The 15486-nt window shown below is 69.5% G+C and carries 13 protein-coding genes; 6 read left to right on the top strand and 7 right to left on the bottom strand.

The genetic code is table 11. The features are described from left to right. Positions 1-43: 43 nt before the first annotated feature. From dcd to apbC, 3 genes are all read right to left on the bottom strand, one after another. Positions 44-613: a dCTP deaminase gene (gene dcd / locus ACE3OU_RS02250; protein ID WP_374239905.1), complete on the bottom strand. Its 570-nt coding sequence runs from the start codon at positions 611-613 to the stop codon at positions 44-46. Between the two features lie 70 nt (positions 614-683). Beyond that, positions 684-878 (bottom strand): NF038104 family lipoprotein, encoded by a 195-nt coding sequence (locus tag ACE3OU_RS02255; RefSeq protein WP_374239906.1) that lies wholly within the window; start codon positions 876-878, stop codon positions 684-686. Further along, positions 875-1966 carry an iron-sulfur cluster carrier protein ApbC gene (gene apbC / locus ACE3OU_RS02260; protein ID WP_374240092.1) on the bottom strand — a complete coding sequence of 364 codons (1092 nt, stop codon included), beginning with the start codon at positions 1964-1966 and terminating at the stop codon, positions 875-877. Before apbC ends, ACE3OU_RS02255 begins: the two co-directional genes overlap by 4 nt. Before the next feature lie 247 nt (positions 1967-2213). Here apbC and metG point away from each other — a divergent pair, with 247 nt between their 5' ends. The 5 genes from metG to ACE3OU_RS02285 all read left to right on the top strand — a co-directional run bounded on the left by metG (position 2214) and on the right by ACE3OU_RS02285 (position 9440). Further along, positions 2214-4424 (top strand): methionine--tRNA ligase, encoded by a 2211-nt coding sequence (gene metG, locus ACE3OU_RS02265; RefSeq protein WP_374239907.1) that lies wholly within the window; start codon positions 2214-2216, stop codon positions 4422-4424. An 81-nt stretch (positions 4425-4505) separates the two neighbouring features. After that, positions 4506-4784, top strand: coding sequence for a hypothetical protein (locus ACE3OU_RS02270; protein WP_374239908.1), 279 nt, complete (start codon positions 4506-4508; stop codon positions 4782-4784). Between the two features lie 138 nt (positions 4785-4922). Then, positions 4923-6608: a SulP family inorganic anion transporter gene (locus ACE3OU_RS02275; protein WP_374239909.1), complete on the top strand. Its 1686-nt coding sequence runs from the start codon at positions 4923-4925 to the stop codon at positions 6606-6608. Then, positions 6592-6879: an acylphosphatase gene (locus tag ACE3OU_RS02280; RefSeq protein WP_374239910.1), complete on the top strand. Its 288-nt coding sequence runs from the start codon at positions 6592-6594 to the stop codon at positions 6877-6879. Before ACE3OU_RS02275 ends, ACE3OU_RS02280 begins: the two co-directional genes overlap by 17 nt. An 86-nt stretch (positions 6880-6965) precedes the next feature. Further along, on the top strand, positions 6966-9440 hold the full coding sequence (locus ACE3OU_RS02285; RefSeq protein ID WP_374239911.1) for an EAL domain-containing protein: 2475 nt from the start codon (positions 6966-6968) through the stop codon (positions 9438-9440). Here ACE3OU_RS02285 and ACE3OU_RS02290 read toward each other — a convergent pair. The 4 genes from ACE3OU_RS02290 to ACE3OU_RS02305 all read right to left on the bottom strand — a co-directional run bounded on the left by ACE3OU_RS02290 (position 9430) and on the right by ACE3OU_RS02305 (position 14238). Beyond that, positions 9430-9906: a WbuC family cupin fold metalloprotein gene (locus ACE3OU_RS02290; protein WP_374239912.1), complete on the bottom strand. Its 477-nt coding sequence runs from the start codon at positions 9904-9906 to the stop codon at positions 9430-9432. The two genes, ACE3OU_RS02285 and ACE3OU_RS02290, sit on opposite strands and share 11 nt — an antisense overlap. A 66-nt stretch (positions 9907-9972) precedes the next feature. Next, complete coding sequence (locus tag ACE3OU_RS02295) at positions 9973-11103, bottom strand: lipocalin-like domain-containing protein (protein ID WP_374239913.1); 1131 nt, start codon at positions 11101-11103, stop codon at positions 9973-9975. A 1-nt stretch (position 11104) separates the two neighbouring features. Next, positions 11105-13588, bottom strand: coding sequence for an FtsX-like permease family protein (locus tag ACE3OU_RS02300; protein WP_374239914.1), 2484 nt, complete (start codon positions 13586-13588; stop codon positions 11105-11107). Further along, a complete protein-coding gene (locus tag ACE3OU_RS02305) occupies positions 13585-14238 on the bottom strand; it encodes an ABC transporter ATP-binding protein (RefSeq protein ID WP_374240093.1) in 654 nt (217 codons plus the stop codon). Before ACE3OU_RS02305 ends, ACE3OU_RS02300 begins: the two co-directional genes overlap by 4 nt. A gap of 591 nt (positions 14239-14829) precedes the next feature. Between ACE3OU_RS02305 and ACE3OU_RS02310 the strand changes: the two genes are divergently transcribed. Further along, on the top strand, positions 14830-15477 hold the full coding sequence (locus tag ACE3OU_RS02310; RefSeq protein WP_374239915.1) for a hypothetical protein: 648 nt from the start codon (positions 14830-14832) through the stop codon (positions 15475-15477). Positions 15478-15486 lie beyond the last annotated feature (9 nt).

The following is a 15486-nucleotide window of genomic DNA, read 5'->3' on the forward strand; positions in this document are numbered from 1 at the left end:
CGCATGGTCCGCCCCTGATTCACGACTCTAGCGTGAGAGTATTTCAGATTTTCGGCAACGTAACGCCGGTCTGACCCAGATATTTACCGCCCCGGTCCTTGTAGGAGGTGGCACAGATTTCGTCCGACTCGAAGAACAGCATCTGGGCCACGCCCTCGTTGGCGTAGATCTTGGCGGGCAGCGGCGTGGTGTTGGAGAACTCCAGCGTCACATGGCCCTCCCACTCGGGCTCGAGGGGCGTCACGTTCACGATGATGCCGCAGCGGGCATAGGTGGACTTGCCCAGGCACACGGTGAGCACGCTGCGCGGGATGCGGAAGTATTCGACCGTGCGGGCCAGCGCGAAGGAGTTCGGCGGGATGATGCACACGTCGCCGGTGAAATCCACGAAGTTGCGCTCGTCGAAGTTCTTCGGGTCGACGATGGTGGAGTTGATGTTCGTGAAGATCTTGAACTCGTTGGCGACGCGCACGTCGTAGCCGTAGCTCGAGGTGCCGTAGGAGACGATCTTGCCGCCCTCGTTCTGGCGCACCAGATCGGGGGCAAAGGGTTCGATCATCTTCGCATCGCCTTCCGCCATGCGGCGAATCCATTTGTCCGACTTGATGCTCACGCTGGCAATCCCGACTCAAAAACGCGCATTCTACATCCAGGCCCGGCCAAAACAAGGCAATGGCGCGGGGTCAGTTCTTCTTGGCTTCGGGTTCGTCGTCCTTCATCACGTCGTAGATGCCCTTGCCGACCTTGAAGGGCACCTTGACGACCTCGACACCCACGTCGACGGCGGTGCCGACCACCGTGCCGACGATGCAGCCGGACAAGCCCAGGGTTGAAGCGATGAGCAGGCCCGCGCCGGCTGCCTTGGTGAAACGACTCATGTGTTCTGCACCACGATGTTGGGGAACTTGTGGCTCATGTCCTTGGCGCGCTCGGCCACGGTGATCGCCACCTTGCGGGCGATCTCCTTGTAGAGCACGGCGACACGGCCGTCCGGGTCGGCGACCACGCTGGGCACGCCACCATCCACCTCGCGGCGGATCTGGATGTCGAGGGGCAGCGCGCCCAGGAAGGGCACGCCGTAGTCCTTGCACATGGTCTCGCCGCCACCGGCGCCGAAGATGTGCTCCTCGTGGCCACACTTGGAGCAGATGTGGATGCTCATGTTCTCGACGATGCCGATGATGGGCACGCCGACCTTCTCGAACATCTTGAGGCCCTTGCGGGCGTCGAGCAAGGCGATATCCTGGGGCGTCGTGACAATCACCGCACCGGTCACCGGAACGCTCTGGGAGAGCGTCAGCTGGATGTCGCCGGTGCCCGGCGGCATGTCGATGACGAGGTAGTCGAGGTCCTGCCAGTGGGTGTCCTTCAGCAGCTGGTTGAGGGCCTGGGTGGCCATCGGGCCGCGCCACACCATCGGCGTCTCCACATCCACCAGGAAGCCGATCGACATCACCTGCAGGCCGTGGGCCTCCAGGGGCTCCATGGTCTTGCCGTCGTGGCTCTCGGGGCGCTCGCCGCCGATGCCCAGCATCTGCGGCTGGGACGGGCCGTAGATGTCGGCGTCCAGCATGCCGACCCGCGCGCCCTCGGCGGCCAGCGCCAGGGCCAGGTTGACCGCCGTGGTGCTCTTGCCGACGCCGCCCTTGCCCGAGGCCACGGCGATGATGTTCTTCACCCCCGGCAGCAGCTTGACGCCCTGCTGCACTGCATGGGGGACGATCTTCATGGACACATTGGCGCTCACGTTGCCGACGCCGGGCACCGCCTTGACCTGGGCGATCAGGCCGGCGCGGATCGCGTCGATCTGCGACTTGGCCGGATAGCCCAGCTCGATGTCGAAGGAGACGTCGGCGCCGCTCACGCGCAGGTTCTTCACCGCGCGGGACGAAACGTAATCCTTGCCGGTGTTGGGGTCGGCAAACTGCTTGAGGCTGTCGAGGACGCTTTGTTCGCTGAGGCTCATGGTGTCGGTGGCCGGCTTGCGGCGAAAAAGGGAGAACATGCGGAAAAGGGCGGGACGAGGAAAACCCGAGTAATTTGGTACAGTTTAACCAAAAGCCGGCCCGAGGTTAAGCGCCGGGCTCCACGCCCCGCCCGCCGGCAACACGGAGCGCTCCCCGGAGCGGCCGGCGCGCGCGGCCCTTCCTGCGCCCCGCCCGGCCTTTGCTAGAATGGAGGGCTCAGAATAATCACGCTGCAGGCCCCATCCCATGAGCTCCCCGCGCAAGATCCTCGTCACCAATGCCCTGCCCTACGCCAACGGCGACATCCACCTCGGCCACCTGGTGGGCTACATCCAGGCCGACATCTGGGTGCGTTACCAGCGCATGCGCGGCAACCAGGTGCATTACGTCTGCGCCGACGACACCCACGGCACGCCGGTCATGCTGCGCGCCGAAAAGGAAGGCCTGACCCCCGAGCAGCTCATCGACCGCGTGCACGGCGAGCACAGCCGTGACTTCCGCGACTTCGGCGTGGCCTTCGACAACTACCACTCGACCCACAGCCCCGAGAACCGCTGGTACGCCGAAGACATCTACACCCGCCTGCGCGACGGCGCCCGGCTGATCGACACCCGCTCCATCGAGCAGTTCTACGACCCGGTCAAGGAGATGTTCCTGCCCGACCGCTTCATCAAGGGCGAGTGCCCCAAGTGCGGCGCGGCCGACCAGTACGGCGACAACTGCGAGGCCTGCGGCGCCGCCTACGCCCCCACCGAGCTCAAGAACCCCTACTCCGCCGTCTCCGGCGCCAAGCCCGAGCTGCGCACCTCCGAGCACTACTTCTTCCGCCTCTCCGACCCCAAGGCCGTCGAGTTCCTGCGCGGCTGGACCCAGGGCAGCACCCCCGACGGCAGCCGCCGCCTGCAGCAGGAAGCCGCCAACAAGATGAAGGAGTGGCTCGGCGAGGCCGGCGAGAACAAGCTCTCCGACTGGGACATCTCCCGCGACGCGCCCTACTTCGGCTTCGAGATCCCCGGCGCGCCGGGCAAGTACTTCTACGTGTGGCTCGACGCCCCGATCGGCTACTTCGCCAGCTTCAGGAACCTCGCCGCCAGGCACGCCGACATCGACGTGGCCGCCTTCACCGAAGCCGCCCCGGCCGCCGAGGCCGGCACCGAGCTGATCCACTTCATCGGCAAGGACATCCTGTATTTCCACGCCCTGTTCTGGCCCGCGATGCTGCACTTCGCAGGCTACCGCACGCCCACCCAGCTGTGCGTCAACGGCTTCCTCACCGTCGACGGCGCCAAGATGAGCAAGAGCCGCGGCACCTTCATCACCGCGCGCAGCTACATCGAGCAGAAGCTCAACCCCGAGTGGCTGCGCTACTACTTCGCCGGCAAGTCCAACGGCACGATGGAAGACGTCGACCTCAACCTCGACGACATGATCGCCAAGGTCAACTCGGATCTGGTCGGCAAGTTCGTCAACATCGCCAGCCGCTGCGCCGGCTTCATCGCCAAGCGCTTCGACGGAAGGCTGTCAACTGTAAGGACTGACGGCACCACTTCGATCAGCGAGGTCGGCGACCATCTTCTGGCTCCAGAGCTAGCAGAGGTCGCAAATAAGGCAACTGAAATCGGCGACCTCTTCGAAAAGCGCAACTACGCTCAAGCACTGCGCGAAATCATGAGCCTGGCGGACAGCGTCAACATTTTCGTAAATGAAAACGCACCCTGGGAGTTGGCCAAGCAGCCAGGCCAAGAGGGACGTCTGCATATCGTTTGCAGCATTGCTCTCAACTGCTTCCGACTACTCGCGGTTTACCTCCGTCCAGTGCTCCCTGCTACCGTTGAGAAAATTGAAGCCTTCCTTGGCGTACCGCCGTTGACCTGGGAAGACGCATCCAGACTTCTTCCTGAAGGCCATACCATCGGCACCTACAGCCACCTCATGACCCGCATCGAGCGCAAGCAGGTGGACGCCCTCCTCGAGGCCAACCGCGACTCCCTCGCCCCGGCCGCCGACGCGCAGCCGGCCAAGGCCGCCGCCAAGGGTGGCAACGACAAGGCCAGCCACTCCGAGCAGCGCCATGCCCAGCACCAGGCCCACGCGGCCGCCGCCGAGACCACCAGCGAGTTCGAGCCCTTCATCTCCATCGACGACTTCACCAAGGTGGATCTGCGCATCGCAAAGATCGTCTCGGCCGAGCACGTCGAGGGCGCCGCCAAGCTCATCAAGCTGATGCTCGACATCGGCGAGCCCCAACCGCGCCAGGTGTTCGCCGGCATCAAGAGCGCCTACGACCCGGCCAGCCTGGTCGGCCGCCTCACGGTGATGGTCGCCAACCTCGCCCCGCGCAAGATGAAGTTCGGGATGTCCGAAGGCATGGTGCTGGCCGCCTCCGGCGACGACACCCCCGGCCTCTTCATCCTCTCCCCCGACGCCGGCGCCCAGCCCGGCATGCGAGTCAAGTGACAGCCCGGGCGGCCCGGCCCGGCCACGGCGGCGGGCTGCGTAAGCCTGCCGTCAGGGCCGCCCCCTAAAGTGATCCGAACCATGGAAACCCGGCAATCTCCCCTGCCCCGCCTGACCCCGGCCTTCTGGGGCTGGGCGCTCATCGACATCATCGGCGTGCTGGTGCTCGCCGTCGGCGCGGCCTACCTGATGGAAGACCGCGCCTCCATCCTGCCCGGCTTCCCGGCCAACACCCTGCAAGCCTGGCTCTGCATCGGGGGCGGGATCGTCGCGGTGTTCATCGCCGCGGTGAAGATGCTGGTCGAAGTCATGCACAACGCCTCCCGCGGCAAATCCGCCGCCAACGACGGGCGTTTCTGAACACGCCGGCCGTGCCGCTCACCCCGAGCAAACGCTGGATCGTCCAGCACCGCACCGGCCCCGGCCCACGCCCTCCGCAACAGGCGCACCACCCTCGTGGTGGCGCCGCGTTCCCGACCCCACGTCTGCGGAGGCACCATGAAATTCCCGTTCCATCCCAAGCTCCTCGACACCCTGCCGGGCTACGGCAGGGCCTCGTTCGCCCATGACTTCTCCGCCGGCCTGACGGTCGGCGTGCTGGCGCTGCCGCTGGCGATGGCCTTCGCGATCGCCTCCGGCATGTCGCCCACCGCCGGCATCTGGACGGCCATCGTCGCCGGTTTCATCATCTCCGCCCTCGGTGGCTCGCGGGTGCAGATCGGCGGCCCCACCGGCGCCTTCATCCCCATCATCTACGCCATCGTCGTCGACTACGGCGTGCAGAGCCTGCTGGTGGCCACCATGCTGGCCGGCGCGATGCTGGTGGCGATGGGCGCCTTCCGCATCGGCAACCTGATCCGCTTCATCCCCAAGTCGGTGGTGATCGGCTTCACCAACGGCATCGCGGTGGTGATCTTCCTCGCCCAGATCAAGGACTTCCTCGGCCTGCAGGTCGATCACCTGCCCGGCGAGTTCTTCGGCAAGGTCAAGGCCCTCGCGAGCCACCTGGACACCCTCGACCCGCCCACCGTCGCCCTGTCGGTGGCCTCACTGGTCGTGCTGCTGTCATGGAACCGCCTGGCGCGGCGCTACCCGGCGGTCGGCCGGCTGCCCGGGCCGCTGGGCGTGCTGGTGGTCGCCACCGCCGCCAACGCGGTGCTGCAGCTGCCCGTCGAGACCATCGGCAGCCGCTTCAACGGCATCCCCCAGGCCCTGCCCGCCATCGCGCTGCCGGAGCTGTCCCTCGCCACCCTCGGCAAGCTGATCTCGCCGGCCCTCACCATCGCGCTGCTGGGGGCCATCGAGTCGCTGCTGTCGGCGCGGGTCGCCGACGCGTCCATCGACGACCGCCACGACCCCAACCAGGAGCTCATCGCCCAGGGCATCGCCAACCTGGTGGCGCCGCTCTTCGGCGGCTTCGCGGCCACCGGCGCCATCGCCCGCACCGCCACCAACGTGCGCACCGGCGGCCGCACGCCGGTGGCCGGCATGGTGCATGCGCTGGTGCTGCTGGCGGTGGTGCTGGTGCTGGCGCCCCTGGCGCGCCACATCCCCCTCGCCACCCTGTCGGCGATCGTCGTGGTGGTGGCGGTCAACATGGGCGAATGGCATGAGTTCAAGGGTCTCGGCCGCTTCTCGCTGCCCTACCGCACCACCCTGCTGACCACCTTCTTCGTCACCGTGCTGTTCGACCTGACCCTGGCCGTCGAGCTGGGCATGGTGCTGGCGAGCCTGTTCTTCATCTACCGGATGTCGGACCTCACCCGCGTCGAGCGCCTGCCCCTCGCCGAACTGCGCATGATGCCGGGCTTCCTCTACCCCGACGGCAGCCCGCGGGTGGTGGCCTATTCGCTGTACGGCTCGCTGTTCTTCGGCGCGATCCACAAGCTGGAGACCCTGCTCGCCCCGGCCGAGAACCACCCGGAGGTGGTGATCCTCGAGATGCAGCACCTCCTCAGCCTGGACACCACCGGCATGGAGGGCCTCGAGAGCCTGTGCCGCAACCTCCACAAACGCGGCTGCGCGCTGATCCTGTGCAACCTCAACACCCAGCCCGCCTCCCTCATCCGGCGCTCGGGCTTTGGCGACGAGGTCGGCCCCAACAACCTGTGCGGCGACCTCTACGGCGCCCTCGCCCGGGCACGCCAGCTCCTGCCGACGCTCCCCCATGACACCCCCGCCTGACGCCCGCCTGCTGCGCATCCGCGGCCACGTGCAGGGGGTCGGCTACCGCAACGCGCTGCACCGGGAGGCCACCCGGCTCGGCCTGTCCGGTTGGGTGCGCAACCGCAGCGACGGCAGCGTCGAAGCCCTCGCCGCCGGCCCGGCGGAGGCCCTCGACCACCTCGTCGCCTGGGCCCGCCGCGGGCCGCCCGCGGCGCGGGTCGACGAAGTCGGCTGGGAGGCTGCGGAGCCCCCCGCCGACGCCGGTTTCCACCGGGAGGCCACCCTCTAGCCTCATTCATGCAAACAGGACGCAAGACGGGAAGATAATCGCCGTTATCATTGACCATCCGCCGTCAACCTTGCGCTCCCCCTCCAATGGAAGCCTCTCCCCTATCTACCGGTGACGACCTGCGGGACTTCCCCACGTCCCTGTTCGAGCACTTCCCCACGCTGATCTGGCGTGCCGGCACCGACACCCGGTGCAACTACTTCAACAAGACGTGGCTCGAATTCACCGGCCGCAGCCTCGCCGAAGAGGTCGGCAACGGCTGGACCAAGGGCATCCACGCCGACGACTTCGACCGCTGCGTGCGCACCTACCTCGAACACTTCGCGGTGCGCACCCCCTTCGAGATGGAATACCGGCTGCGCCGCCACGACGGCGAATACCGCTGGATCATCGACGCCGGCCGCCCCATCTACGACCCGGACGGCGAATTCGCGGGCTACATCGGCTCCTGCCTCGACATCACCGATCGCCGCAACACCGAAGCCGAACTGCGCGACCGGGAGCAGCACATGCGCACCCTGCTGTCGGCAATGGGCGAAGGCGTGATCCTGCGCGATGCGGCCGGCCAGGTGCAGAGCTACAACAACGCCGCGGCCGAGCTGCTCGGCCTCACCCCCGACGAGATGGATCGCTGGCAGACCGACGACGGCCGCCTGCGCTACTTCGACGAAAACGGCGACCTCTGCCCGCACCACCACCTGCCCTTCGTGCGCGCGCTCACCAGCGGCAAGCACAAGACCGGCACCCTCGGCATCGAACGCCCCGACGGCAGCCGGCGCTGGCTGTGGATCAACGCCAAACCCTTCTTCGACGACAAGAGCGGCGAGCTGCGCGGCGTGGTCAGCACCCTCGCCGACACCACCCTGAGCCGCGAGCACGAGGAGCAGCGGCGGCTGGCCCTCACGGTGTTCCGCAACAGCGTCGAGGCGATCGTCGTGACCGACGCCCATGAGCGCATCCTGTCGGTCAACCAGGCCTTCACCGAGGTCACCGGCTACGCGGCCGAGGAGATCATCGGCCAGACGCCCCGGATGCTCGGCTCGGGCGTCCACAGCCGCGAGTTCTACCAGGCCATGTGGCGCGACCTGAACATCCTCGGCGCCTGGAAGGGCGAGATCGAGGACCGCCGCAAGGACGGCAGCCTCTACCCGGCCTCCCTGTCGATCAGCACCGTGCGCGACAGCAACGGCCGCATTACCCACTACGTGGCGGTCTTTTCCGACATCACCGAACGCAAGGCCTCGGAGGCCCGCATCGCCTACCTGGCCCAGCACGACGCCCTCACCGGGCTGCCCAACCGGGCCCCGCTGAAGGACCGTCTCGACCAGGCCCTGGCCCAGGCCACCCGCCTCGGCAAGCGCATCGCGCTGATGTTCCTCGACCTCGACCGCTTCAAGACGATCAACGACTCCCTCGGCCACGCCACCGGCGACAAGCTGCTGCAGAGCGTCGCCGCGCGGCTGCGGCAGAGCGTGCGCGAGACCGACACGGTGAGCCGGCAGGGCGGCGACGAATTCATCATCGTGCTCACCGGCATCGACACCCCCGACGAGGCCGGGCGGATCGCCGCCAAGATCCTCGAACAGCTCGACCCGCCCTTCGACGTGGACGGCCAGCAGCTGCGCACCTCGTTCTCGATCGGCATCGCCCTCTTCCCCGAGGACGGCGTCAGCCCCGAAACCCTGATGAAGAACGCCGACACGGCCATGTACCACGCCAAGGAGAGCGGCCGGGACACCTACCGCTTCTTCGACGAGCGCATGAACGTGAACACCCTCGAGCACCTGCAGCTCGAGAACGGCCTGCGCCAGGCCATCGCCCGCAACGAGTTCAAGCTCGCCTACCAGGCCCAGGTGGACCTCGCCAGCGGCCGCATCATCGGCCTCGAGGCGCTGCTGCGGTGGTCCAGCGAGACCCTCGGCAACGTGCCGCCGTCACGCTTCATCCCCCTCGCCGAAGAGTGCGGGTTGATCATCCCCATCGGCGAGTGGGTGCTGCGGGAAGCCTGCCGCCAGGCCCGCCGCTGGCAGGACGCCGGCCTCGCGCCGGTTCCGGTGGGGGTCAATCTGTCGGCGCTGCAGTTCCGGCGCAGCGACATTGTGGCGGGGGTCTCCGCGGCCCTCGCCGAGAGCGGGCTCGACGGCCGCTGGCTGGAGCTCGAGCTCACCGAATCCCTGCTGATGGAATCCGGCCCCGACGTGATCGTCACCCTCGGCCAGCTGAAGGCCGTCGGCGTGCGCCTGTCGATTGACGACTTCGGCACCGGCTATTCGAGCCTCGCCTACCTCAAGCGCTTTCCGGTCGACCGGCTCAAGATCGACCAGAGCTTCGTGCGCGACCTGGCGCAGGACCCGGACGACGCGGTGATCATCCGCGCCATCATCCAGCTCGGCCACAACCTGCGCCTCGAAGTCATCGCCGAGGGCACCGAGACCCTCGAGCAGATGGACTTCCTGCGCCGCGAGGGCTGCACCGCCGCCCAGGGCTACCTGTTCAGCCGCCCGCTGCCGGCCGAATCCATCCCGGCCCTGCTGCAAGGCGGCGTTCCGATCAACCGCTGAAGGCCGCCGCCATCGCGGCGAGGGCCTCCGCCACGCCGGGCTGCCCTTCCGCCGGGGCCCAGGGGCCCCACTCCGCGTCCAGCGGCGCCGCGTAGGGCCCGGCCTTGGCCTCGATGAACAGCGTGCCGCTCTCGAAGCACACGATGGCATGGAAGACCCCCGGCGGGATGTTGTAGCCGATCACCGCGCCGCCCGGCGCCATCTCCCGGGCCGCCTGCACCTGGCCCGCCTCGTCGAAGACCAGCACCCCGAGCCGCCCGCGCAGCACGATGATGGTCTCGGCCTTGTTGGGGTCGAGGTGCCGGTGCGGCCGCACATAGGAGCCCGGCTCCATCGCCACCAGCAGCCGGTGGGCCGGCGCCTCCGGGCTATCGTGGAGGTTATGGTGGGCGCGCAAGCGCGGCACGCCGCGGGCGCGGGCGCAGAGTTCGTCGAGGAGGGCGGCGTCGAGGAAGAAGTCGGACATGGCTCGGGTTGGGGTGGCGTAAGGTGTAAAGGGTGATCTGCGGGGCGGGAAGATAGCACGAGGTCATCACCCCGCTGCGTGCATTACGGCGGCAACGAGGCCATCCCAGGCCCGCCCTGGCTCAGCCTGGCCGACCCGGATCCGGTCACCGTAGCCGGTCATCTCCAGGTAGCCGCGGCCCCGCTCGCGGCCGGCCTCGAGCAGGCGCACGGCCCCCTCCCAATAAACCGCTCCAGTCGAGGCGCGGCTGTCGAGCTCCTGGTCGTCGATCAGCGGCTCCAGCGCGAAGGCCCGGCCGCCCACCCGCAATCGCCACGCCACCGGATAGGCGATGCCCGTTCGCGGCGAACGCCATTGGCGGACCGGCTCGAAGGCCACCGCCTCCGGCGCCAGCACCTGCGCCGCGCCGCCGCCGGCCTGCAGGGTCGCCGCGGCCCACAGGGCACGGCCATCCTTGCCGCGCATCCGGAAGGCCATCAGCGCCCCGCCGTCGTCCAGGTTGATGCCGACCCAGTCCCAGCCCTGGGCCCCCTCGGGCAGCAGTTCGCTCGACCATTCGTGATCCAGCCACGCGCTGCCCGCCACCGTCTGCTCGCGGCCATCGAGGCTCACGCTGCCGCTCACCGCCAGCCGCGGGCGGCTGTAGTAGTAGCTGGCCTGGCGCGGGTCCGGCCCCTTGCGGCTGAAGCCGGCGGCGCCGTTGAGCAGCGGCGGCCCGTCCGGGCGCAGGGTCAGCCGGTAGGCAAAGTCGTCGGCCTTCACCTCGGCGCGATAGGCTCCGCCCTCCAGCGCAAAGCGCCAGTCGCCCACCCACACCGCGGTGTTGCCCTCGGCGCAGCCGGCGTGGCCGAAGCCCACCCGCGCCGAGCGCTCCCCGTGGCGCAGCCGACCCAGCCGCGGGTCGGCCACCGCCGCATGGGCGAGCACCAGTTGGCGCGGCGCGAAGGCGCTCGGGTTGCCCTCCCCCACGCCGGTGCGCACCCGGAAGAAGGTCGTCTGGAAACCCAGTGGACTACCGTCGGGCAGGCGCAGCCAGCCGGTGGCGTACCACCACTCGGTGCGGAAATCGGGGTGCGCCCCGTGGTCCGCCGGAAAGCGCAAGGTCCGCCCCGCCAGCACCGGCGCAAAGTCCACCGCCAGCGCCTGCCGCCCCAGCGGCGACGCCATCAACGCCAGAAGAAAATGCCTGCGCTTCATCTCACCAATCCTCCCGCACCGCCAGCACCGCGTCCTGGCGCATGGCCTGACGCCCGGCGAGCACGGCCGACAGCGCGCCCAGCGCCACCAGCGCCAGCCCGAACAGCGCCAGCGAGGCCCACGGCACATGCACGTCCATGCTCCAGTGGAAACTCTGCCGATTCACCACCCGGATCAGCACCAGCCCGATCGCCCCGCCCGCCGCCAGCCCCGCGACCACGCCGACCCCGGCGGCCAGCGCGCCCTCGCGGGCCAGCATCGCCCCCACCTGGCGGCGGGTCAGGCCCAGGTGGCGCAGCATGCCGAACTCCCGCCGCCGCGCCGCCGCCAGCGCCGCAAAGCTCGCCGCCACGCCGGCCAGGCCGATCGCCACCGCCACCGCCTCGAGCAGGTAGGTGACCGCGAAGGTGCGATCGAAGATCCGCAGGCTGATCGCCCGGATCTCGCCCGGGTAGGCGATCTCCAGCACACCCGGCCCCGCCGCGGCGGTGAGGGCCTCGGCCACCTGGCGGGCCGGCGCGCCCGGCGCAAGGTGGATCGCCGCGTCGTTGGCGAGCCGGTCGCCGCCGAGGCGCCGGTAGGTGTCGAGGGCTATCATCACCGCGCCGGTCTGCCGCGCGTAGTCGCGCCACACGCCGGCCACGTGGGCTGTCACCGCCTGCCCGGCGATGGGCAGGGTCACCGCGTCGCCGGGGCGCCAGCCGTAGAGGTCGACCATCGCCTCGGAGACCCACAGCGCCGGCCCCTCCCCCGTCACCGGCCCACCGCCCACCACAGGCAGCTCGCGGCCGTCGGGCGACAGGGGCCGGGCGATCAACGCCACCGGCGCCTGCCCGGCGGCGAGGCGCAGGCTGTCGTGGCGGGTGAAGCTCACCGCCCCCACCCCCGGCGTCGCGGCGATGCGGGCCTGCAGGGCTTCGTCCAGATGGCCGCTGCCGCTGGCCTTGTCGGCGCGCAGATACAAATCAGCCGGCAGCAGCTGGGCCAGCCAGTCGTCCACCGAGTCGCGGAAGGACGCCACCATGATCGCCATCGCCGCCGCCAGCGCCACGCTCACCAGCACCCCCGCCGCGGCCACCACCGCGTGGCCGGGCGCCGCGCCCAGCCGGGCCGCCGCCAGCCGCGCCGGCACCGGGCCGTTCGTGGGCAACAGCCGGGCGATGCCTGCTGCCAGCGCCGGCAGCAGCATCACCCCGCCGGCCAGCAGGCAGGCCACCGCCAGATAGCCGCCCACCGGCAGCCCATCGACAGGCGGGATGCGGCAGGCCGCCACGCTGGCCAGCAGCAGGCCCACCGCCGCCAGCGGGTGGCCGAGGCCGTCGGCCAGCGCCGCCTCGTCGCCGGCCTTCAGCGCCCGGGCCGGCGCCACCGTGGCCGCCTCGCGGGCCGGCAACCAGGCCCCCGCCACGCCGGCCAGCACCCCGGCCAGCACATAGGCCGCCGTCACCCCGGGCTGGAACACAAGCTGCGGCCGCAGCCCCTGGAAATAGCCGGCCCCCAGGTCGCCCCCCAGCAGCGTCAGCGCCCCCCAGGCCAGACCATGGCCGAGGGCCGCCCCACCCACACCGCCGGCCAGGCCCACCAGCGCCCCCTCCGCCAGGAGCCAGCCGAACAGGCTGCGCCGCGGCAGCCCGATCGCCCGCAGAAAGGCAAACTCCGTGCGCCGCCGCACCACCGACAGGGCCTGGGCCGAGAACACCAGGAAACCGCCGGTCACCAGCGCAATCGCCGCCAGCATGGTCAGATTGACCCGGTAGGCGCGGGACAGGTTGGCCGCCTGGTCCTCGGCCGCCTCGGGGGCCTCCACCAGCACCCCGGCCGGCATCTCCGCCTGCAGCGCTGCGCGGGCCGCGGCCGGCGCCACGCCCTCGTGCAGGCGCACGTCGATGCGCGACAGCCGCCCCAGCCAGCCAAACTGTTCCTGCAGCGCCGCGATGTCCATCAGCGCCAGCCGCCGCCCCACGCCCGCGCCGGGCAGGTCGCCGGCCACCGGCAACTCGATCTCCCGGGCGCCGGCCTGCAGGCGCAACGATCCGCTCGCTCCCAGCACCGCCCGGGCCGCCTCGCTCAGAAAGAGCCCGCCCGACAGGGTCGCAAAGCGGTCGGCCCCGTCCGCCGCCCGCGGCAGCAACGCCGGGCTCACCCGGGCCAGGGCCAGCACGTCCACCCCGAGCAGCCGGAGACTCTCATCGTGGCCCGGCACCCGCGCCTCGATCTCGATCACCGGGCTCGCCGCCGCCACCTCGGGGCGGGCCAGCACCCGGGCGTAAAGGGCCTCGTCGAAGCCCGCCCGCGGGCCGGCCAGCTGCAGGTCGGCGGCGCCCGACAGGGTGCGCATGCCGCGCCCGAACTCGCCGAGCGCCGCCTCGTGCACCGCCTGCACCGCCATGCCCAGGGCCACGCCGAGCACGATGGCGATGAACGAGAACAGCGTGGCCGCCCGCCGCCGCGCGAGGGAGCCCAGAAACACCGGCGCGAGCTTCATCCGTGCAGCCCCTCCGCGTCGAGGCGCAGCACCCGGTCGGCCGTGGCCGCCGCCTCCATCGAATGGGTCACCAGAATCCCGATCGCCCCCGCGCCGCGGATGCGCTCGCCCAGCAGCGCCAGCACCCGCGCGCCGTTGGCCGGGTCGAGGTTGCCGGTGGGCTCGTCGGCCAGCACCAGGCGCGGGCCATGCACCAGCGCGCGGGCGATCGCCACCCGCTGCATCTCGCCACCGGAGAGCTCCCGCGGCCAGCTGCCCGCCCGCGCGCCCAGGCCCACCGCCTCCAGCAGCCGGCGCGCCGGGGCCTCGGCATCGGCACTGTCCACACCCTGCAGCCACAGGGGCAGCGCGACGTTCTGCAGCACCGTCAGGTGGGGCAGCACATGAAAGGCCTGGAACACGAACCCCAGCCGGTCCCGCCGCAGTCGCGTCAGGCCGTCCTCGTCGAGCGTCGTGTAATCGGCGCCGTCCAGCACCACCCGCCCGCTGTCGGGCCGGTCGAGGCCGGCGATCAGATTGAGCAGGGTGGACTTGCCCACCCCCGACTCCCCGACGATCGCCACGTAGTCCCCCGGCGCCAGGCGCAGGGATACCTCGGCCAGCACCTGGCGGCCGCTGAAGGAACGGGAAAGGGCGTCGATCTCGAGCATCGGGGGAATATCCATGAAGCGGGTCGCCAAGCTTAGCCCAGCCGACAGCGCGCGCGCCAAAACTCGCGCATGTCACCACGGGCCGCGCAATCGTGCCCTGCCCCCATCGAAAGACGGCATTGCGGACAGGGTTATTCCGCTTCGGGGAAAAGCCTCAATAACCCCTCAAATTGAATGGAAATAAAACCCGACTTATTTCACACATTCCTTTTATTTCCGCCGCCATCCAGTCAAATAAACCAGCCATTGGTTGACGCGTTCACAAAGCCTTCAATATGATCCAGCCGCTTTGTGAAATTCTGTGTCACCAATTTTTCCCATTCACCCCGCCCCTGGCGCCCCAATCCACCCTTCCGGCAACTGCGGAAAGCCCCAGAACAATCCGCCTTTCGACCTCCATTTTATTCACTTACAAAACATGGGGTTATTAAACCTCTCGCAATGGCAACGGAAATAAGCACGCCATTTACCACCAGAACGGCTGGCACCCCTGCGACCATTTGACGCACTGCATGCGCGAGGCCGCCCTTCGGCCTGAAAACCCCCTCCGGCAATTCCCCCGATAAACCGACCGCCCCCCATATTCCAACCATGCCAGCCTTGAGAATCGGCGCATATGCCCTTCCCGATGTGGAGGTGCGCATATTGAAGTCCATCGTCAATCTGATTTCACCGCCCCCGGACGGACGCTGGCAATTCGTCGCCGGCGCCCCCTATGACGTGCTGGTCATCGAGGGCGACGCCGGAGTGATGCGGGCCGAGGCGCCGCCGGCCGTTGCCCGCGCCGTGCTCCGCCTGCGCTCCGGGCGGGCGGCAGAGGCCCCCGACACACTGCACCGCCCGCTGCGCGCCAACCTGCTCCGCGACTGGCTCGCGGCCCGCGAGAGGGAATGGCGGACCGGGGCCCGCGTCGACACGCCGGCCGCCCCCGCCGCGGAGCCGGGTACCCGCTTCCGGCTGCGCCGCTGGCCGCCGATGCTGGTGCTGCACAACGACCCGGTGCGGATCCGCATCGCGACGATGCTGATGAGGCAGCCGATGGGCCTGGCCGACATCGTGGCGCTGTCCGGCCAGGGCGCCGAAATCTGCAAGCGCTTCCTGCAGGTTCTGGACGATGCCGGCGTGCTGCAATCCGCCACCGCCGCCCCGACGCCAGCACCCGGCGCGGCGGCACCCCAGACACCGGCCCGGGGCCTTGGCGGGCTGCTCGGCAGCATCCGCCGCCGCCTCGGGCTCTGAATGGAAACC

Origin of the sequence: Zoogloea sp., assembly GCF_041908905.1 — a bacterium.
Classification (GTDB): Bacteria; Pseudomonadota; Gammaproteobacteria; order Burkholderiales; family Rhodocyclaceae; genus Zoogloea.